The organism is Flavobacterium flavigenum, assembly GCF_027111255.2.
GTDB lineage: Bacteria > Bacteroidota > Bacteroidia > Flavobacteriales > Flavobacteriaceae > Flavobacterium > Flavobacterium flavigenum.
In genome coordinates this window covers 1916355-1938479 of the sequence record NZ_CP114285.2, presented here as the reverse complement: position 1 = coordinate 1938479, position 22125 = coordinate 1916355, and the positions used below count along the sequence as shown (strand labels likewise).

Here is a 22125-nt window from a genome sequence, read left to right as displayed (position 1 = left end):
GGAGGTTTTTTAGTGCCAATATCAATTATTGCAGAAAATTCTGAAGAATATTGTTTTATTTATAACCAAAAAAAATACAGTTTTTTAGTACTATAATTTTTATAACGTACGTAAATAGCTGCACTAAGTCTGTCATAATATAATTTGGAACGTTTAGATTTTGTAAATTAGCTATTATTCTAATTTAAAATACTATTTTTTTTGAAATCCCTAATATGTGTTATAATTAAATTTTATTAAGTTACCTTGTTTGTGGTTACAAGCTACAGGCATGCGCCTACCCATTGATTATCCTTCTCGCCACAAGTAATCTCCTATTTTGACTTATTCTAAAACCTCAAAATCAATCTCGCTGCATTTTATAATAAAACTTGAATTAGGATTTTCTTCTAAATAATCAAAATGATCAATGGGAAAAAAATCGAATGTAATTAAATCGTTTTTATTCTCAATATAAATTTCATTCAAAAATAAACTAGGATTATCATTAAGTTGACTTAGTTTTATTTGTTTTATTTTTTTAAAGGATAATTTTATCATTTCTTTCTTCATTTCATTTTTTATATTATAACAACTTAAAAGAACCTCTACATTGCTCTCGGTACTTCCTGTAATTGGATAAAAAATAATTCTTTCAATAAGGCTATCAGGAAAATTGCCATACCTTGGTGTGATCTTTTCTAACATATCTTGTTTATTTAAATTTTAATAACATAAATGGAATATGATTTCCTTGATGTCCTGTTGAAATTACTCCAGGAACTTCCATTATATGTCCGTGAGGAACACCATTTATATTTCCAGTTCCATGTGGTTTAAAATCGAGTTGCATTACTGCTTTTCCATCACCATTATAAATAGTATTTTGGAGAGGTTTACCACTATTAGTTGTATATTGATGAATACTATTTGGAGTACCTGTTTGGCTTGGATAATCTAAATATGCACTAGGGTATTCAGCTGTTTTATTTAATACATCAGAAGGTAATTCATCGAACTGTGTCGCACTGCTAGAATTAGACATACTCGTAGGTTCAGTCTGAACCTGTGTAGATTTATTATATTCCACTCGAGCTTCTGCAGTTGCATTATTAATATTTCCTGCAATAACTGTAGCAGAAGGCTTAACTTCTGTTCCAAACCAAATACCAGAACCACTTGCTTTAGCTGCTGAAAATCCGGAAATACCACCGCCAATTCCGCCAAACACTGCTGCCATTCCCAAACCGGCATTCCAATCGTTGCCTGATATCAAATTGGTCATTGCTCCTAAAGAAGTAGAAGTAGCCGCGCCAGATAAGGCACCCGGAATAATTCCAACTGCATTTATAGCGGTACTCATATATGCTCCGGCATAGCCTGAAGCAGCACCAATAGCACCTTGTATAGCACCATTAAGAAGACCGTCTGCGAAACTTCCTCCCTGTGTCCATGTACCTACTGCACCTGATGTAAAGCCTGCTCCAGCCCCAACAATGGCTGCTGCTGCTAGTGGACTAGCCATACCTGCCGTTACTACAGTTAAACCGACAGCTACCACAACTGTTGCTACAATAGTAATGGCTTGTGAATTTCTCTTAATCCATCCCCCTACAGATCTCCATGATAATTCCCCACTAGGATCTGTGTATTTTAATGGATTGTTTAGCACATAACTGTAACGGTTATAATTTTGCGTATCGGTAGGATCTTGCACATAATTATCCGGCTGTAAGAAACGGTGAAGTTTAGGATCATACAAACGCCCGTTCATGTGTATCAACGCTACACTTTGCAAATGTTCATGACCGGTATAACCTCTATCTAACAAAGTAAGACCGTTTAATGCATTTCCTGCCCCATCCTGTACTAACACATTGCCCCAAGCATCAAACAAACGTTTTTCCAGCAATTGGCCTGTAGCATCGCTAATACCAACAATACTTCCCTGGTAATCTCTTTGTAAATATAAATAATTCTGGGTAGCGCCATCACTTTTTAATACTACAGGAGCGCTATAGCCATCGCCACCTATATACGTTACAAACTCAACTGCTCCAGTCTGAATGGTGTGTTTAATTTCCATGCTGCCATCGGCAGAGTAGTATTTACGTAATGGTCTTAATAGTTTGTCGTTATCGGTACTACCATAAAATACGGTACTACGGCTGTTAGCATCGTTGTATGTAAAACTAATTTTATCCTTGCCTGTTTCCTCAATCTGGTAAGGACTTTTAAAGACATTATAGGTAATATCTTGTTGCTGATTTACCTGATAATGAGTTAAAGCTTCAGGTGTAACTGCTATCGAGGTATTTTGGTATGCTTTGGCAGTATTGGTATAATTATAAGTTCCTACTGCATTTTGGGTAATCCTTCCTCGGTCATCATAGCTTTGGGTTTCGGTTATACCTGCGGTGTTTTTAAACGAAGTAAGACGGTCTAAGGCATCATAAGTAAAACTTTCATTCCAGTTAAATAAATTATTGGTCCTGCTGGTTAAATTTGCTTTTTGAGATTCAAACACCGTATTAAGGGTCATGATGTTTCCCGGGGAAACAATCAATCGGTCCTGTTTACTTTGAGAAATAAATCCATAAGAATCATAAGTATTACTGATGGCAATATTTCCATTGGCCATAGTCGCACCAGTAAGCTGTCCTCTGGCGTTAATGGTATTAGTTTGCCATAATACCTGAGAATTGGATGTGTCTATTATTTGCCATGGCTGTCCGTTTTTATAGGTATGCTGTACGGTTTTAGTACTTGATTTTCCAGCTGCAGTAGCTGTTGAGGTTTCAGTATTTACCCTGCCAAAGGCATCATAAGTTAGTTGTTTGGTAAAGCTTGCATATGGAGTTGTTTCAACTGAAGATGTCAACCTTTTATTACTGTCATACGTGTAAACAGTTGTAGTGGTTGCATTATTTTCTAAGGCATCAACAAAAGTACTTGATGTTAGTAATTTGCTGGCAACATCATACGTATATGTAGTCGTAGTGTTAGTATTCGTTCCTACAATTTTTTTTTGCGTTAATTTGCCTACTGTGTTTATGGCGTAAGTTGTGGTGCCATTGGGTGTCGTTTCTGTTAAGACCTGCCCTACATCATTATAAGTATAATTATATTCACCAGCCGATGGGTCAGTAAGTTTAGTTTTTCTGCCCCAGCCATTCTGCTCAATCGTGGTTACTTCTCCATTATAATTGGATGATTTTAGATTACCATTGGCAAAATGAGTATAGGTAATTGTTCCACCTGGGGTGTCGGTTAAAGATACTGTATTGCCTAACGCATTTTTAGTTACTGATTTTGTTTTAGTGCCATCATTAATGGTTGTGGTCAAACCAGAATAACTGAAACTTGTCGTTTTGCCTGTAAAAGATATATTTTGAGTTGGTCTTCCATATACATCATATTGCGTTTCGTTCCATTGAGTTGCACTACTGCCACTATAAGGTTCACTTATTTTATAGTTTCTGTCGTAAATATCATAAAGATAAGAAACGCTAGATACATTGCCATTTAAGTCTTTTGCAGTAGTGGTTATTTTTCGTCCTAAATCATCGTAGAGTTCTTCATTAAAACTGCCGTCATCTCCGGTGGTAGTTATTTTTGTTTTTTCGTTAATTTGGGTATAGGTATAAGTATTATTCTTCCCTAGATAATCGGTAGTTTTTGTTTTCTTGAACCAGGCGTCATATAAATAAGAAGTTGTTAATCCATACGGATTTGTTTCTGAATTTAATACGCCATTAGCTGTATTGTAATTATAATTGGTTGCTAGTCCTTCTACATCAATACTTTTGGTTAAAAATCTTCCCGATGGATCATATTCATAAATTGTTTCTCTTGGATAAACATTGTTAGCTGAAATTATTTTTTTGGTAATGTTGCCAAAGGAGTCATAGACATTGTTTTCGGTAATAAAGTTAGTATTATGTCCTTTTTTCTTCACTTGAGTTAATAAACCCCCTGTATTGTAAACGTATTGTTCTTCAGTAGTCATAGTGTCTCCTGAAACTGTCACACTTTGGGTTTTATTCGTGGGCCTGCCTACAACATAAGGAGAGCTTGTAGGTGCAGCATACGCCAAATTAGTTACTGTAGTTTGTTGGGTTGCACCTCCTTCTTTTGTTGTAACTGTTGATGTTGTTGGATTATTAAAAGCATCATATACGATGGAGGAAGTTTCTATGCTGGTATTTTCCAAACCGTTGTATTGTTGAGAATTGGTCAGTTTGAGATTGAATACTTTAGTAGCACTTAATGAACTAATGTATGTTGATGTTGTTTTACTAATAAAATCACTTGGTGCAGCATAATTACTGGCATTGTACTGTCCAATAACACTATAGCTTTCTATATTTGCTCCGCGCAAGTTCGTATCAAATTTAGATATTGTTGAAATAGTTGGATTATTATTGTCAAACCAATTGGTATTAGCAGTTGATTTGAAACCTAAAAATCCTAATCCTTCTGTGTTTGAAATAGCATCATAATAAGAATACAACTGTTTTTTATAATCTGTAGCACTTTGTTTTTCCAACATAGAAACCACCTGCATGCTGGAAGCCGATTCAATATTTGAATTAGGGTAACTCTCGGAATAAGAGCTATTATAAATAGGATTATAAAAACCATTTTCATAATCAACATCTGAGTTTAAAGGTTTGTAAGTGATGAACTCTTTTACACCATTACCAGTAGTAATAGAGCGTAATAATTGATCCTTAGTATTATCCTTGCCAGAATTAAAATAGAAAATTTTATTGTTACTTAAAAATGCTATTTCTAATGTTGGATTATAAGGTTTATCTTTGCTTTGAAATCCTTTTCCTGTAGGTAGATAAATAGGAAGTGTATTGAGATTTATATCGGATAGAAATGGACTAACTGCTTCAACTGAAGTATAACCGAAAGAACCATTGGTATTCACGTAACATACTATTAGTATTTTTCCAGAAGTATTTGCTGAGTTTCGGGTATTCGTTGCTCGAATTATATCGGATTTTCCATCTTTATCGTAATCAGATGCTATATAATTGTGGGTTTCTGTTGAAATATTTCTATAGTATGGTACTGATGAAACTATTTGTTTATAAAAGCCCGTTGCTGTAGAGGAATATTTATACCAATCATACGAATCATATGCTTTTGGAATCATAAAATCAGTTTTTCCATCACCATTATAATCCCCAAGTATAATTGTTTTAGTAGTAGCAACGGAGATATTGGTATCAGAATAATTGCACAATAAAACCAATTGATTGGCGTTATCTAAAGTATAACAAGTTACTTTTCCATTTTCAAACACCATAAAATCTGATTTCCCATCTCCATCCATATCAGCCACATCCACTCGTGAAGTAGAACTCAGATTAACTAGCAATTCCCCTGAATAGGTTAAATAATTAGAGGTATTATCTCTTTTTAAATCAACAAAATAGACTTTCTTTTTAGTGCAAGAAGAAGGATTGTCAATTGCAATTACATCAGTTAATCCATCACCATTAAAATCTCCTGAAATTATCTTTTTAGGAACCATTTGGTTTTTGTAGCATAAACCAGCCATTGGCTCCACTGGAAAATTAACAACCCGCTCATATTGATAAAGAATAGGGTAAGTAGCTGAAGCACTATAAACCGTAAAAGTATAATTAGTATTTGCTTTTTTAACGACTGTCCATCCTTGTTTAGGCATAAGATGATTATTCCAACTCAACCAGGTGGTTGCAAAAATTTCTTCAAATGCTCCTACATTATGCTGAGTGCCAAAATTTACGTAATTATCTGAATCTATACTTGAAAACAACCAGTATTTAGCTTTGCTGTCAGTACCGGTAGTTGGATAAAGTATGAATTCCATTTTTTCATTTCCATCAAAATCTCCCGATACAGTTCCTGCATTTAATGATGTAATATTTCCAATATTCAAATTAGTAGTGATGTCAGCATAGGAAATAGATTGAGTAGTATCTTCATAAGTAAAAATGGTAGGATTATAGCTTTTTGAACCATCTCCTGATTTTTCAGTAATACTAATTAGTCGTTGATAGCCCTGAGAGGTTGGCCAATGTGCCAATTGATAGCTTCTATAACCAATACTATTAGCTGTCACAACAATGCTGTATAAAATTTTGTCCTGTAAAATTTTTTGATTTCCTACATACAATTCTTCCTTCTGATTAGCTGTACCGTAATTAAACTGGATTTTGTTTATACCAGTTGTTGCTCCTAATGTCCCATAATTAATAGTAGCAATGCTTAAGCTGTTATTGACATTATTATATGTATAACTGATACGAACTCCCTGTGGATTTTCCCAATAAGTAATGGAGTATTCCATTATACTTCTGGAATCTGTAGAATTACCGTAATAAGCTTTGGAGCCATCAGGGTATTCAACTATAAAATAAGCAGGTCCATAAGAGACACCATTTGGGTGAATTCCATATGAAGTAACCTTTATATTAGAAAAGTTTTCCGTTTCATATACTGCACCACTTGCTCCATATGTACCGCTTTTTATGACCAATCGTTGGCCATCAAGTGCAAAACGATCTAAATTGTCAAAATCAACTCCATCGATAATTCCATCATGAAATTTTGTTGCAGGTATCCTTGTAATTTTAGAAACTCCTGTAATATTCCAACCATATCCAGCTATGGAATTGCCTCCCTGGCTGCTATAAGCTAAACTTACCTGAGGGACTACACCATTAATGCCAGGGGGAACTAAAATAGGAATATTATAATTTGCTGATCCAGAAAGCGACACTGATAATAGACCTTCAGTGATTCCAACTTCAGAAGAACTTCCTGTAGGAGTTATTGCTGAGGTTGTTAGTATTCTATTCGAGGCTGAACCTAAGTCACTTGTCTTAGAGATTGATGCTCCTTCAGAATTGTCTATTTTTTTGATAGGTAATAAACCTTCCACTGGAGTGCCTCCCATTTCCTGTGCAGATAACAAAAAAGATAAACCTAAAAAGAATAGGGTAAAGTAAAAATGTTTCATATTTTATTCCTTAATGATTTTGATTGATTTTTGTTCACCATTATTATAAGTTAGTACAATAGCATACACTCCTCTTGGGTAATTTTGAAAAGAAATATTTTGATTAGTTACTTTACTCATGCCATTTAAAGATTGAAGTAAGCGACCATTCAAGTCATGCACGTTAATAGAAGAGATTTGAGTCCCCTCAAAAAAATGCCATTGAAGATACAGTTCTTCCCTTACCGGATTTGGATAATAGGAGATATCATCGTCTGGTATAAACTTTTGTAAATCTTCTTCCTGCAATACAGAAACTTCTTTGATACTGTCATTAGTTTTTTTTGCTGATAAACAGTTTATACATATTATACGTTGCGTCTGATTACCAGCACTATCGTAAGTGAATTTTACCAGATCATTTTGAGCATGGGCAAAATTTGTAATTCCCAAAAAAATAATTGCACATATTATTTTCATCATTTCTTCTTTTATGTTTATGCAAATAAAACAGAAATAAATATTTAGTACAATACTTACATAAGTATTGTTTAAATATCAAAATAATCGTTAAAAATGTATATATAATCGATTAAATACTTATATGGCAAATATGTATTGAAATATTAGGTTAATTTTAACAAATACAACACTTTTGTTAAAATAAAATTAAATAAAGTTTTTCTGCCTAAAAAAAGGAAAATCTGTCTAATCAAATTAATAATTATTCTGTAACACTAGTTCTTAGGAAGATACAGTCTAAAAAATGACTTTCAATTATTTATTATCTAGTTCGTTAATCTTTCTTGAATTTTATTCAAAGAAACTGATTTATGATTATTGATACTTAAATAAGCTTTAGAAACAGTTGAGACTTTTAAAATTTTAATCTTTAAAAAGCTTTGTATTACACATTTTTTCTATTTCGAATAACATTTTTAAAGAATCCAATTATTTATTTAATAAAGTAGTATAGCTAATTCAAAGATTAAAAGTTACAATTTCTCTCTATCATTAGTTAAAAAGATATTGTAATAATTAGTATAAATTGATCGTAGATCAAAAACATTCTGAAGTAGTTTTAGAAGGTTTTTTTTGATTATTCTGAGGACATGTTAGTGTAAAATTATGATTTTTCATTTAAACAGCAATTATGTAAGTTATTTTGAAAATTTTGAAACAGATTTGAATCAAGTCGAATGTAAATTCGTAAAAACAAATCAAATTATAATTTTTAAAAACAAAAAACATGAAAACTAGAAATTTTTTATATGTATTAGCCTTAAGTTTTGGATTATTCGCAACAACATCATGCAGCAACGAAGACAATGACGGAGAAACAATTGTACCAATTCAGGGAAAATATGAGTTAAGCCAAACTGGAGAGATAGTTAATGGGAAAGAGGTTTTAATTGATGCAGCGCAAAATCAAAGTGGATGCTCCAAAGATTATTTAGAATTAAAATTGAGTAATGTTGCAGTTATTGGAGACTATAGCGGAACAGAGTGTAACAAAACTGAAACAACAGGAACTTACGTAAGATCTCATAATGATTTGACTCTCACTTTTGGTAATCTAAGTACAACTTCTGATATCATGAACCTTACTAATAAAGAGTTGAAATTAAAAGACAAATTGACTGGCGCGATTACAGTTTATAAAAGATAATTATGTCTTAAGTCAAAAACATTTATTTGAATTAGTATTAAAAAAACGGCAATAACACATCGATGTTATTGCCGTTTTTTATTTATAAAATTAAGCAGGTTATGATCGAATTTGTTTTTAAACAAATTAATATATAATTGATTTTGATTATATTAGTTGATGATTTTGACTAACTCAAAACAATAAATATGGAAGATCAAAAAAGTAATGCAGATAATTTAATACCTAAGGTCACAGGAATTGGCGGGATTTTTTTCTTTTCAGATGATCCGCAGAAAACCAAAGACTGGTATGCTAAAAATTTAGGTTTTGAAATCAGTGATTGGGGCACTTCCAGTTTTGAATCCCGGGATCTCAATAAACCAGAGGAAATAAACTCGCTTCAATGGAGTCCTTTCAAAAAAGGAGATGACTATTTTTCTCCGTCGAAAAAAGATTTTATGATTAATTATCGCGTTCAGAACATTGAAGGATTAGTAGCTCAGCTTACAGAAAATGGAGTAACGATACTGGACGATATCGCAACATATGATTACGGGAAATTTGTGCATATTATGGATGCTGAAGGAAATAAAATTGAACTTTGGGAGCCAGCTTAGTATTCTATTAGTTATAAACCTCTCAGATATATGCTGAGAGGTTGTTGTTTTTAATCTTCCCAACCGCAAAGTGTGAGTCCATAACCCTGGGCCTGTTTCAAGGAGGTTTTTATAATTTCATGTCTGCAGGCAGTAAGTCCGCGGCAATTTTCAGAATAGTGATATTTTTTAGCACCTCTTGGTCCGCATATAAAAATACTGTTTTCGACAGGTTGAAAAGAAGAAAGTAAAACAACCATGAGAATTAATAATAAGTTATATTTCATGTGAAGTGTTTGTTTATTTGACCATTAAATAATATTCGTTTCTTTTTTTATCATACCCTTTTAGCTTTCCATAAGAAATCCATTCGGTATTAATTTCGATATCTCCAATGCTATCGTTTATTAAAATTCCGGCACCGTATTTTCCTTCAACATTTATATTACCAAAAACCGAATCACCTTTATTATTAATTCCTTTTACATCATAATTATACTCGTAATTTCCTGAATATCCGGTTCTGTATTCGTATTGATAGGTTTTGTCCACATGATACGTTTTGGCTTCTTCGGGTGTAATGGTTTTACGGTCATCTGCTGAGATAACTTCCTTGTAAAAAGAGTTGATTTGCGGTGAATGTGACTTTATGCAAGTTTTTTTACAGGAAAATGTAGACAATAGTAATAACAGGATGGAGTAGTTTTTTAGCATAGGCGACGTGGCTTTAAAGTAAAGCTGGCTTAAGTCAGTACTTTAGAATTGTTTTTGATGAATGTCTGATAAATCTAAATACAATTCGGTATTTTAAAATGAGTACTTATACTTGATTTTGACCATCATAAATTTCTACAGTATCCAGCAATTCTTTTTCAAAATGGTAGATGTCATCAATTGATAAAATGGCAGTTTTTGACTCTGTTTTGTTATCATTAAAAAGACTGATGTATTTTTTTCCTCCATTAAGATGTAGCCTGCAAAGCGGTTTCCGATTATTATCGTCTAAGAGGATTCCGAAATACGATTGCGTGTCACGATGGACAATTCTTTTAATTGGAATTTTTCTTCTCAAAATCGCCACAACGATTCGGTACGCTTCCAGTTCTTCTTCAGTGGTTACAATTTTGCCTTCTTCTTCAGCAGTTACTATTTCTTCATCCTGTTGCTTGATTGTCTCTTTCGTAAGGGCGGCATTCAATCTGTCATTAATACGGTCGTTTATGTATTGACTCAATGATTTCTGAACCAAATCTTTAAACTCATCCACTACTTTTTCAGTTAATCTTCCGGTATAAACTTTACTGGCAAAAAGCTTAGTGAAATCATTGGATGGATTTTCAAGCTCTGCGTTGATCTGCTTTTTGATTTCCTTAATATATTTTAAGGAACTCGCATTGCTCACAATATTATCGACATTAAAATTAGACTTGTGAAATTTGTTGATTTCATTAATCGTATTTTCTTTAAGATTTGTGATGTCAAATTCCAGAAATGGTTTTTCATCCATTTTATTCGGAGCATCCAGATCGGTAAAGAACTGATAATTGATTCCGTTGGTCAAAAGAGCGAATCTGGTTTTGGTAACATGGAAATAGCGGAATAACTGCGAATTATGAATGGTTAGTTTTTCTTTCCAGCTTTTGCATTCTACAATTATAATGGGTTCGCCGTTCTGGAAAATAGCATAATCTACTTTTTCTCCTTTTTTTAAGCCAAGGTCAGCAGTAAACTCAGGCACAACTTCAAGCGGATTAAAAGCATCGTATCCGAGAACGTGTATAAAAGGCAGTACAAAAGCGTGTTTGGTAGATTCTTCTGTATCAATTTTGTTTTTTAGCTGATTGATTTTATCGGCTAATGATTTTAGTTGAATATTGATTTCCATTAGTTGGTGGTTTAAATTAATTATTCAAACTTAAACCTATTTTAAATCAGTGTTTTACGGAAAACCATAATCCGTAAATTTTAAATCTTGGCAATAAAAAAAGCCCCTGAAGGAGCTTATAAATTGTATTATACATGAGTTTAAATAATACCCATATCTTTTGTAATCGAAACCAGATGAACCGTATTATTTGCTTTAAAAAAGTCTTTGAGTTTTGAAAGCCTTTTTTCGACAGCACTTTTGCTGTTGGGCTTAATATCTGAGTTTTTAAAAATTTCTATGATTTCATCCTGCGAAGTGCCAGCAGACAGGTGTTTTAGAATCTGAATATCTACATCGTCAATTTCGTAATTATTTTTTTCCTGAAGGGCAGATGCTACTTCCGGAGAAATGAACTTTTGGTCTGAAGTCGAAATAATGCTGATTGCTTTCTTAAATTCTTCGATACTGTTTCGTCCTTTTAATACAAAGGCATCAATTTCATCATTTTCAAAAAGTGATTTGATGCGAATTCCTTTGTCTTCGATTGAGTAGACGATGATTTTAATATTAGGCTGTACCTCCCGAACTTTTTGAATTAGTTCATCTCCGCTAATTATTTTTACCTCACGATGGTCTTTTTTAAATGAAAGATCACTAATTAATAAATCGTAAGGTTCATTATCCTGAATAGCTTTTCTTATTTTTAGAAAAGCATCATCACAATATTTTGCATGTTGAAAATTGACAATGTTGAAATCAGTTAAAGTTTGTTTGACTGCTAAATTGAATTCTTCAAAATCTTCTGCTATTATTACTTTTTTAAACATAGGCTTTTATTTAGGCATTGTTATTTGTGCTTTGAAACCTTTATCGGGTTCAGTATCAAAAGTAATAGTTCCTTTTATGGCCAGAATACGGTTTTCCATATTTTGCAAACCATTTTGTATGATTTTTGATTTTTCACAGCCTTTTCCGTTGTCCGAATAATTGATAGACACCAAATTCGATTTACTATCAAATTTAATAGCGACCAAAGAAGCTTCACTGTGTTTTTTCATGTTGACCATTAATTCCTGAAGTACTCTATGGATGGTAACCTTTTTTTCATCATCCAGGTTCTCCCAGTTTATCTTTTCAATGTTTGTAATAATAACGTTGGTATTGCTGCTATTATAATTCGAAAGCATTTCTTTTAAGTTGGCAGCATAATTAGGACCGGTATCAACATTGCTATTCTCTCTGGAAATTCCGCGAACGCGTGAATAAATATGGTCGAGGTTTTGTAATAAGGTTTCTTTATTGTTCCCGGAAGTTAAAGACTGGGTTTGTGCGTAAGTAATAGTATGAAAAACATCATTGGCCAGTTCATCATGGATATCTTTGGCAATTCTGGTTTCGGTATCGTAGGCTGTTTTTATTTTTTCAATTCGGTTTCGGTTCTCATACCGTTTTTTTAGATAGGCCATTAAACAGAACAGGGAAATAATTCCAATTATAAAAAAGATTCTTTGGTATTTAACTTCCTGAAGAGCCAATAAATTTTCTGCTTTTTCTAAGCGCAGTTTCTGGTTTTCGTCTTTTTCTTTTTTTGAATCGTATTTTATTTTAGCAAATTTATTTTTATAATTATTTCTGATTTTAATTATGCTGTCGTTTAGGGTAAGGTACTTTTTTGCATATTTAGTTCCCGAACCATTGGCTATTAAGATTGCTAAAGATTTTAAACGTTCATCTATACTATTACATTTAGTCGCGATTTTATAAGCATTTATAGCATAATTATTTGATTTTCCTGTGTCAGTTTTTGAGTAATATTCTGCCAGATGCAAATTGCTTTCGATAGCTCCGTATGTATCATTAATCTTATTTCTTAGTTTAAAACTTTCTGTCATTAGAATAAGACCTTTTTCAGGGATGTCTTTTTTAAAATAAGCATAACCTAAATTGTCTAAAACTCTTGCTTTATTGTTTATTAGAGATTGATTGTCTAATGTTTCTGAATCAACAATAGTTTCTAATATACGGATTGCGTTATCGTATTTTTTTTGATGGATGTATACGACTGCAATATTATTTAGCGGTCCTTGTCTTGAAACAGAATCTGTGCATTCTTTTATTGCTTCTTTGTAATAATGAATGGCATCATTGTAAATAGAAAGCTCCTTATCTGCAATGCCAAAAGAGTTATTGACAGAAGCACTGTAAACATCTTTTTTTTTGATATAAGGCAATGCCTCTGTTAAGGTTTCCTTACTTCCGTAATAATCGCCATTAACTTGTTGAATGGAAGCCATCTGAATAAGATTGAAGACAACATTGCCACTGTCTTTTACTCTTTCAAAGATTATTTTTGATTTGTTGAAATTGTAGAAAGCCGTATTAAAGTTTTTTTTCTCCATGTTTGAGATTCCTTTATTTCTTAAGTTAACGGCTTCCTTTTTTATAGCTTCCTGATTAAGGGCAATAGGAGCTTTTTTCGTGCACGAAAGGAGTAAAAGGAAAATGACGAAACAAAAAAACGGGGATCGTAACATAGAATTTACTTTCCCCGAAATTAGTAATTAAATATAAATTACAGATTTTTAATTGATTAATTATTTAGTTGGCGGTGGCGGTACAATGATAGGCTGATCTCCAGGGCCATCAGCATAAGCTGGTGCGACATCTTTTTTAGTCTGAGTTTCATATTCATCTGCTGTGCAGGAAAATAATGTAGTTGTCAATAGCGCAAACGCTCCCATTAAAAATAAAGTTTTCATCTTTTTGTGATTTAAAATTAGACATGGGTATTGCTGTCCGGATTCTGTCCAGATCTTGTTTGGCAATACCAAATTTTGGTTGGGAAGTGAAGTGCGTAGAACAGTAAAATTTTATTTATACTTCCCGGATAAAGTCCGTCTTACGGTTTTCCGCACTTTTAATTGAACTAGTTTTGTACTTTTGTTTTAACCTGCAGATCAAAACGTTAACTTGATTCTGAGGCAAAGTAACAACCATTGCAAACCTGAATTGATACGGAATTCCGGGACGCCCTGAAAAGTCGATTTAAATCCTATAAAGGTTTGAGATGTCCAGAAAAATCCGATTATGTCCGGAAAAAAATAGTATAAAAGTGATGCCTATGTATAACAATACTTTAAATGAAGATGATTATAAAGAAGCAGTTAGAAGTAAATTTGAAAAAGAAAAAGAGGGGATTTATTCTAATTATTTGAATAATCCGTCTCAAGCTAACTTGAGGGATTTGTGTTGGAAGATTTTTAAATCAAATGAAAACACAGATGATTTAAATGCATACAGTGATTTTTTTAAATTTAAATTTGATTCAAATAATGAAGATACTTCAACTACTTATACTGATAAATTTAAAAAAGTTGGAAGGTTTTTTAAAGGAGAAACGAAACCAGCAAAAATTGATACTATAAATTTTGCGGCAGTTTTAGTTGATTTTGAATTTAGACCTTTTGCGAAGTTTAAAAAGCATTATACCAATGGTCAGAAAAATACGGAAGAAGAAAATGATTTGATGTATGAAATAGAAACTGCTCAAGAGTTTCAAATTGAAAGCGAAGTTAAAAATGAAGATTCAATTCAAATAGAAAAATTAAGTGAGGAGAGTAATTTATTGGAAGAAGAAAATTTAGATAAAACAGCACTATTTAATGAAGAAGAGAAATTAATCATCGATCATGGAATTCCAAAAGAAGAAAATATTTTAAAAGAAGTTAAAATAACACAAGTTCTTAAGCCAGTAGAATTATTTTTGGGCATTGAAGGTGATCCAGGCCAAGAAAAGGGTGATTGGATAAAACGGAATAAATGGGTTGGGATGGGAATACTTTCTTTTCTAGGACTTTTAGCTTATTATTACTTCACACAAAAAAACGAATGCATGCAATGGTCAGGAGATCATTATGAAGAAGTAAGCTGTGATTTAGAAATACAGGGAATAGGAACCTACAATGTAGTCGAACCTTTTGATGAAAGAATAATTAACCTTCGAAAAATTAAGGTGTGTGATACCACTACTTTTTTTAAAAACGGAGAAGCTGTTATATGGTATGCTAAAGTAGGAGATGGGATAGAATTTTTTAACACACACGGAATGCATCCTGAAAATAATAAAAAACCATTAAGACCCGTAACAAAATATATTATTGATAAGTACGTGAAAGAAGGATCTTGTAAACTAACAGACAAAAAAATAAATGATTTATAAAGAATTTCAGCCCGATGTAGTGCTAAGTGATTTTGTTAAGAACTATTGGTGGTTTGATAATTCAACAGATCAGCAACTTGATTTTACTATTCTGCCGGACGGCTGTTTTGATTTAATTGTTTCATTTAATAACCAGCAGCAGGAAGAAATTTCATTAACCGGATTGTGGACAAAACAAGTAGAAATATCCATTGATCCCAATGTTCAGCTTTTCGGAATCCGTTTTAAGCTATTGGCGGCTGATTATATTATACAGCAAAGTGTTGCATCATTTTGTGATAGTGAAGAAATAAAAGAAAGCAGTTTTTGGGAATTAGATAAAACTTCATTTGAAGATTTGGAAAGTGTAACAGACAAATTGGATAAAAGAATGCTTTCGATTTTAAATGGTCAAAAAGAAATTGATAGTAGAAAGCAAAAGCTTTTCTCTCTATTGTATCAAACAAATGGTGAACTGACAGTTGAAGATTATTCAAAACAGGTTTTTTGGACGAGTCGGCAAATTAATCGCTATTTTAAAAGCAGATTTGGTATTTCTCTAAAGTCCTATTGTAAAATTTTAAAATGTTATGCTTCTTACAAACATATCAAGAAGGGACAGCTTTACCCTGAACATAATTATTTTGATCAGTCACATTTTATAAAAGACCTGAAAAAAGTAACAGGGAATAAGCCAACTGAATTGTTTGAGAATAAAAACGACCGATTTTTACAATTGACAACGATAAGTGAAAAGTAGTTTTGCATTTATAAATAAATAAAATAAGCAAAATGAAATTTAGCAATATTAGACTTTTAGTAAATGACTTTGATAATTGTTTTACTTTTTACAATGATATTCTTGGCTTAGAATGTACGTGGGGAAAACCAGGTGATAATTTTGCCAGTTTTAATATCGGTATCCCCTCAGGCCTTGCTTTGTTTAAGGCAGAACTAATGAGTCTTGCCATCAATGAAAAAGCGGAAAAAAATGAAACTTTTCAGGACAAAATGGCTATCATCATAGAAGTGGAGAGTGTTGATGCAACTTATATTTTATTACAAAGTAAAGGAGTGAAGTTTTTAACTGAACCTAAAGATATGCCAGCTTGGGGAATTAGAGTAGTACATTTTAGAGATCCTGAACATAATTTAATCGAATTATATTCGGAGCTGCCAAAAGAAAAATGGGACAATCATTAATAGAAGAGGAAAAGTCTTTTCTTAAAAACAAATAACAGAATATAAAAATCAAAAGCCTCCTGAATTGTCGGGAGGCTTTTTGATTTTTTAATAATTGGATTTAATTCTTTTCTGGCTATTTTGTAGATCAAAAATAATTTAGTTATCCCCATAATTCGGGCATCCGAAACATTTACGTGACAAATCAAACTGATAGGTTAATGAAAGTTCATAAACGCCTCCGGTTCTTCCTATTTTGGTAGTATTAAGATCATATGAAAGTCCTAATCGTAAATGTTCGTATTGCAATCCTGTGAAAAAATTGACTGAGGTTAGTAATTCATTGTTCATTCCGTTTTTAGCAGGATTTGTAACGAATGTTGTTCCAAAAAACATTTTTTCGAATAAGATAGAAGCGCCTAAATCAAATCGGTTATATCTTCCTTGCTGCATGTAGTTTGAAGTAAAAAACATTTTAGTTTCATACGGAAAAAACAATACATCAATATAATCTGCTACCAGAAATTCATATCCGCTGCTTAGCGAGAAAAAGGTATTTAATGGCAGGTTTCCGTTTGCACTCAGGGCAATATTTGGTCGGTTGAGGTGTTTCATCGAAAGACCGATCCAAAGATCATCTGTATTGAAAACCATTCCGGCAGACACATCAAAAAAAGTAACCCTGTCATTAGCTAGCAGAGGATCGATAGAAGTTGCATTGTTTGAACCGCCTATATTGATCTGATCTTCCAATAGTAAATTTCCAAAGGCAAATGATTTTAAACCAAAACCAGCTTCAATACCAGGTCTGAAAGTCCATGTATCATTTATTCTTACCCTGTATGCATAATTGGCATTGATTTGTGTAAAATTATATTTGGAAGCATTTTCTCTCTGGTTTAAAATGTTTAAGCCGATTCCACTGTTAAGTTTGTCACTCCAGGTATTTACAAAAGCATAATCAGTATCGACACTTAGGTCTAATTCAGGCCATTGTTCGCGATGTATAATTCCGGCGTAAGTAGTTTCCATAAAACCGGTGAAACCAGCATTTAGGGTTTCGGGAACTAAAAAATATTGTGTAAAAATTGGATCCTGTGCTCTTGTTTTGGTATAAAAACAACATGTTATCAGTATAACAAATAATAATCTTAATCTCATTTTAATCTGTTGCTTTTATTTAATTAATGTTAATGATCCTTTTTCTGTTATAGTGTGGTTGTAGAACGTTTTGGCCGTTATCCTGTAATAGTAATTACCGTTTTCAGCGTCCAGATCCTTAATTTTTCCTCTCCAGCCATGAATGTTTACTCCGCTTTCTGTATAAATAATACCTCCCCAAGTATCATAAATATCAAGGGTTACATTGTTGAGTCCCTGAAATACAGGTGCAAATGAATCGTTGATTCCGTCATTATTCGGCGTAAAAGCGTTCGGCATAACGAGCTTATATCCTTTTTCTACAAGAATACTGGTTTCATAAGAATACTGGCATCCGAAAGGATAGTTCACAACTTGTTTGATGGTATAGGTCCCTTCTCTGGTATAAATGTGTTCCGGACTTGTTTCTGTTGAAAAATTACCGTCTCCAAAATCCCATGATGTACTTGTGAAATCCCCTGTGGCCTGATTTGTAAATTTAACCGGATCGTAAATAGAATAAAGATCAAACATCTCTTTTCCGTAAGAGCTTGTAGAGAAATTTGCGACACCTAAAACAGGTTTTTTGACATTATGATTTACATCGGCAGTACAGCCAAAACTATCGGTAACTGTAAAAATGATTAACCCTTTATTATCGGTTTTCATTATTTCGCCATTAGTACCAGAAACAACTCCGTCTGACCATTTTAAAGTATAAGGCGGAATACCTCCTTTAACGTGTCCTACAAATGTCTGATCTACAAATCGGGTCTCGCAATTAAAATCAGTTAACACTTCGATTGTGGGTGTAAGTTGTTCGAATCGGATAATTTTAAAGGTATCTGATTTTTTACAGCCTCTTGAGTCTGTTACCGTAACAGTATAGTTGTCAGGAGTAAGCTGGCTTAAATCTTCAGTTCGTGCCCCATTAGACCAGGCATAAGTATAAGGTGCAGTACCTCCGGTAACAACAAGGTCAATAACACCAGTATTTGCTTTATCACAGTCAAGCGGATTTGAAACATCTCCTCTTATTTCCAGCTCAAGCGGATCAATAACTCTATATTCGGCTTCTATAAAACATAATTTGGCATCGGTAATTTTTACTTTATAGACTCCCGGGCCTAAGTTGTTTCGCTCAATCCCAGCTGTAGAACCATCACTCCATTCCAGTTTAAGTGGTGCCTGCCCGCCAACAAGATTAAGTCGGATGTGTGCATCATTTGCCCCATGGCACGAAATATTTTGAAAATCAGGATTGATCATAAATACCGGCGCATTGTTAACCGTTATAGGAAAATCTTTCGGACATCCCAAGGCATCAGTAATGGTAATTAAATAGTTTCCTGCAGATAAATTAGACTGTTCCATACCCGTTCCTAAATTACTCCATTTTATAATATACGGATCGCCGGTTGCAAAAGGTACTCCTCCTGTGATAGAATTAATTTTTATAACTCCATCCCTCACGCTGAAACAAGTTAAATGAGTGACAGAGTAATTTAATTTTATTTCCGGGTTTTGAAGTATTTCTACTTTTAGAGAAACAGTACAACCTGAATTATCCGTAACCGTTAAATTATATATGCCGGCATAAAGGTTTTTTAAATTTTGAAGATTACTCCTAAATCCGTTTGGTCCTGTCCAGCTATAACGATGGGGTAATCTTCCTCCTGATGAACTAACATTAATTTCACCGGTATTATATCCGTAGCATAAAACATCAACCTGGCTTTCCCATTTTACTTCTAATAATGGAGGTTCAATAATGGTAAAACTGGTTCCTGTAAGAATGTTGCAATTGTTAGCTTCTGTTATTTTTACCTGATAAACCCCTTTTTCTAAATTGTTTAGGTTTCCGGAATTAACAGCATATGGAGCCCCATCTTTTGTCCAGACAAAATTATAAGGTGGTGTTCCGCCGGTTACAGAGGTATTAATGGTTCCGTTTTTTAATCCAAAACACGTAATGTCGTTTTTACTTTCGCCTGTAATCCTAAATTCTCCAGGCTCTGATACGTAATATGAAGTATTAATAGGACAACCTCCATTATCTGTAATCGATAAATAATAGGTACCCATTTTTAAATTAGAAATATTCTCATCAAAACTTTTAAAATTATTAGGACCTGTCCAGGATATAATATAGGGTTTTCCTGTTGTATGGGGTGTTCCTCCACTTATATTTAAGCTGATTGAACCATCACTCAATCCATAACAAGTGACATTTTTTATAGTCTGAGTAACTTTTATTGTTGGTTCTACGGTGACGGTAACCGTAAAATCAGGTCCGGGACATGAAGTTGATATTGGAGATACAGTATAGGTTACCGTTGCAGGACTGGCAGTATTATTTATTAATGTCTGACTAATACTTGTTCTTGGGCTTGATTGTGCACTGGCACCGCTTATAGCACCCGGCGGAGAAACTACAGGATTAGACCATACATAAGTAGTTCCTGAAGGGACATTATCTGTTGTTCCGTTGCTGAAAGGTATAACCTGAAAAGTATTGCCGCTGCATATCTTTGCTGTTTTAGGAGTTATAACAGGAGAAAGAACCATGTCAACAGAAAAATTTCTTGATACTGTTGAGGTACCACAACTGTTTGTAACGCTAAATGTAGCGACATAATTTCCTGTTTTAGTATAATTAATAGCCCCAGGATTAGGTAATGTAGAAGTTGACGGTGTACCGCCCGGGAAACTCCACAAATAAGTGATTTCTGAAGGAGGGGAACAGGTTTCTTCTACTAATCCTTCCGGGTAGATTGTTGCCGATTTACAAAAATCTGAAATTGGTTTCAAGGAAATAACAGGCTTCTTTTTTACATGGATTGCCTGAGTGGTTTCACGCTCTATTCCACACGAATTCCAGGTTCTAAGTCTTAGATAATAAATTCCTGGTGTTGTAAAATTAAAAGCAGGATCTTTAGAAGAGGAATAAGTTCCGTTTGCAAAATTCCATTGACCTCTTCCTGATCCCGGTGAAGTTTCTTTACCACAATACGCCGGAGAATAACCAGTCACATCCCAAAAGAAACTTGAAACACCACAGCTTAAATTTGTATCAGTAGTATTGGTTATCTGAACCGTTTCTGAAGCACAGGCATTACCAAAAGTAAATTGTGGCTGTAATACAGGTTCCACACATATATATTGTGGAGCAACATCTAATCCGACGCCACATGGGGTTGTAGCTTTGAGTGTAACTTTATAAGTTCCAGGTGCTGCATAGGAATGATATGGATTAACCTCTCTGGAAGTTGTTCCGTCTCCAAAATCCCAGGTATAAACATTTACAGTACTACAGCCATTAGTATAACCGGCATACGTTGAATTATTGAAGCGTACACTTGAATTTACACATGCAACAGACGGAATGCTAAAACTGATTACCGGTACATCCAAAATAATAATAGGTCCGGCAGTAAGATAAGTACTTCCGCAAGAAGTTGTAATAGTTAAGATTACGGTATTTCCTGTTGGACAATTCGCTCTTGTAAACTTATGAGGAATAGGGAAATTTTGTGAAGCCTGAGGATTGAATCTGTTATAATAAACAGAATTTTCAAGTTGTGCCTGAGTATAACTTTGAGTTGTGCCATCGCCATAGTCAACTACATACCTGGTATCTGAAGGGTTAAGTGCCCAGGAACCAATTGCAAAATCCATTGGGTCAACCGGAACACATAAATTGGTAGTGTTTCCAGGAGCAATAAGGGAACCAATGGGATTGTTAGAATTTTTAACTACATAAGTGACAGAATTATTACAGCTTCCAACGGCCGTAATTACCATATTATAAGAACCTAATTTCTGGTATTCATGGCTTTTTGGGAAAGTGACATTTGTTTCCGTACTTCCGTCTCCCCAGTTAACATTATAAGATGTTATACATGAAGCAGAAGCTGAACTGTTTCCAACATTAATAGTATATTTTGGATTTGAATTATTGTCCCCGCATCTTTCAAAAGGTTTATTAGAACCCGGGGCATTCAGGTCGGTAAATTTTAAATCGGGTTTTTGTTTTACAGAAACAGTTTTTGTAATAGAAGTTTCCCCACTGGCATCTGTAACAGTTAGTTTTACACTGAAATTTTGAGTTCCACAGCCAACTGCTGTAAAGTTATGACTTGGATTCATTTCTGTTGAACTAGTTCCGTCTCCAAAATCCCATTTGTAAGAAAAGGGAGCGTTCCCGTTTACTATAGGGGTAAATGTGACAGGAGTTCCGGAACAGGCACCATCATTAGTAAAATTAAAATCGACGCTCGGCGCTATAAAATTGCTGTAATCTTTATTCGTAAAATTATTTCTATCGTTGCAATTATAACTATAGGCAGCAGTAGAAATGATTAAAAGAAAAAATAATGTTAAGAAGTAGAGTTTCTTCATGTAGTATAATTCGGTTATTTTCGGCGGTAAAAGTATGTGTTTTTTTTTAATCAAAGAAAGATTACGAATAATGATTTTGTATAATTTGTAAGTTTTATAGCAAAATTGATA

General features: G+C 33.6%; 16 protein-coding genes. 5 read left to right on the top strand and 11 right to left on the bottom strand.

The window, feature by feature from the left end:
- Nucleotides 1–324: 324 nt before the first annotated feature.
- From OZP09_RS07635 to OZP09_RS07625, 3 genes are read right to left on the bottom strand one after another with little or no spacing between them, the layout of a single operon-like run.
- Entirely contained in the window at nucleotides 325–687 is a 363-nt protein-coding gene (locus OZP09_RS07635) for a hypothetical protein (RefSeq protein ID WP_281310559.1), read from the bottom strand.
- Nucleotides 688–694: 7 nt separating this feature from the next.
- Entirely contained in the window at nucleotides 695–7000 is a 6306-nt protein-coding gene (locus OZP09_RS07630; RefSeq protein ID WP_281310558.1) for an RHS repeat-associated core domain-containing protein, read from the bottom strand.
- A gap of 3 nt (nucleotides 7001–7003) precedes the next feature.
- Nucleotides 7004–7462 (bottom strand): T9SS type A sorting domain-containing protein, encoded by a 459-nt coding sequence (locus tag OZP09_RS07625; protein WP_281310557.1) that lies wholly within the window; start codon nucleotides 7460–7462, stop codon nucleotides 7004–7006.
- A 766-nt stretch (nucleotides 7463–8228) separates the two neighbouring features.
- Between OZP09_RS07625 and OZP09_RS07620 the strand changes: the two genes are divergently transcribed.
- Nucleotides 8229–8648 (top strand): lipocalin family protein, encoded by a 420-nt coding sequence (locus tag OZP09_RS07620; protein ID WP_269237260.1) that lies wholly within the window; start codon nucleotides 8229–8231, stop codon nucleotides 8646–8648.
- A 188-nt stretch (nucleotides 8649–8836) separates the two neighbouring features.
- Entirely contained in the window at nucleotides 8837–9247 is a 411-nt protein-coding gene (locus tag OZP09_RS07615) for a VOC family protein (protein ID WP_025572698.1), read from the top strand.
- A gap of 50 nt (nucleotides 9248–9297) precedes the next feature.
- Here the strand turns inward: OZP09_RS07615 and OZP09_RS07610 are convergent, their stop codons facing one another.
- The 6 genes from OZP09_RS07610 to OZP09_RS07585 all read right to left on the bottom strand — a co-directional run bounded on the left by OZP09_RS07610 (nucleotide 9298) and on the right by OZP09_RS07585 (nucleotide 13852).
- Entirely contained in the window at nucleotides 9298–9513 is a 216-nt protein-coding gene (locus tag OZP09_RS07610) for a hypothetical protein (protein WP_269237259.1), read from the bottom strand.
- A gap of 13 nt (nucleotides 9514–9526) precedes the next feature.
- Nucleotides 9527–9940 (bottom strand): hypothetical protein, encoded by a 414-nt coding sequence (locus tag OZP09_RS07605; protein ID WP_269237258.1) that lies wholly within the window; start codon nucleotides 9938–9940, stop codon nucleotides 9527–9529.
- Between the two features lie 106 nt (nucleotides 9941–10046).
- Nucleotides 10047–11111 carry a type I restriction endonuclease gene (locus OZP09_RS07600; protein ID WP_269237257.1) on the bottom strand — a complete coding sequence of 355 codons (1065 nt, stop codon included), beginning with the start codon at nucleotides 11109–11111 and terminating at the stop codon, nucleotides 10047–10049.
- Between the two features lie 140 nt (nucleotides 11112–11251).
- Nucleotides 11252–11920 (bottom strand): response regulator, encoded by a 669-nt coding sequence (locus OZP09_RS07595; protein ID WP_269237256.1) that lies wholly within the window; start codon nucleotides 11918–11920, stop codon nucleotides 11252–11254.
- Nucleotides 11921–11926: 6 nt separating this feature from the next.
- A complete protein-coding gene (locus OZP09_RS07590) occupies nucleotides 11927–13492 on the bottom strand; it encodes a tetratricopeptide repeat-containing sensor histidine kinase (RefSeq protein ID WP_349293625.1) in 1566 nt (521 codons plus the stop codon).
- Between the two features lie 195 nt (nucleotides 13493–13687).
- A complete protein-coding gene (locus OZP09_RS07585; RefSeq protein WP_269237255.1) occupies nucleotides 13688–13852 on the bottom strand; it encodes a hypothetical protein in 165 nt (54 codons plus the stop codon).
- 362 nt (nucleotides 13853–14214) lie between these two features.
- On the opposite strand from OZP09_RS07585, the gene OZP09_RS07580 reads away from it, so the two are divergent.
- From OZP09_RS07580 to OZP09_RS07570, 3 genes are read left to right on the top strand one after another with little or no spacing between them, the layout of a single operon-like run.
- Nucleotides 14215–15312, top strand: coding sequence for a hypothetical protein (locus OZP09_RS07580; protein ID WP_281310555.1), 1098 nt, complete (start codon nucleotides 14215–14217; stop codon nucleotides 15310–15312).
- Nucleotides 15302–16051 (top strand): DUF6597 domain-containing transcriptional factor, encoded by a 750-nt coding sequence (locus OZP09_RS07575; protein ID WP_281310554.1) that lies wholly within the window; start codon nucleotides 15302–15304, stop codon nucleotides 16049–16051. Before OZP09_RS07580 ends, OZP09_RS07575 begins: the two co-directional genes overlap by 11 nt.
- Before the next feature lie 32 nt (nucleotides 16052–16083).
- Nucleotides 16084–16494 (top strand): VOC family protein, encoded by a 411-nt coding sequence (locus tag OZP09_RS07570; RefSeq protein ID WP_269237252.1) that lies wholly within the window; start codon nucleotides 16084–16086, stop codon nucleotides 16492–16494.
- Nucleotides 16495–16632: 138 nt separating this feature from the next.
- On the opposite strand, the gene OZP09_RS07565 is transcribed toward OZP09_RS07570, so the two are convergent.
- Both OZP09_RS07565 and OZP09_RS07560 read right to left on the bottom strand, forming a co-directional pair.
- Complete coding sequence (locus OZP09_RS07565; RefSeq protein WP_269237251.1) at nucleotides 16633–17634, bottom strand: PorP/SprF family type IX secretion system membrane protein; 1002 nt, start codon at nucleotides 17632–17634, stop codon at nucleotides 16633–16635.
- Nucleotides 17635–17649: 15 nt separating this feature from the next.
- Entirely contained in the window at nucleotides 17650–22014 is a 4365-nt protein-coding gene (locus tag OZP09_RS07560) for a PKD domain-containing protein (RefSeq protein ID WP_281310553.1), read from the bottom strand.
- Nucleotides 22015–22125 lie beyond the last annotated feature (111 nt).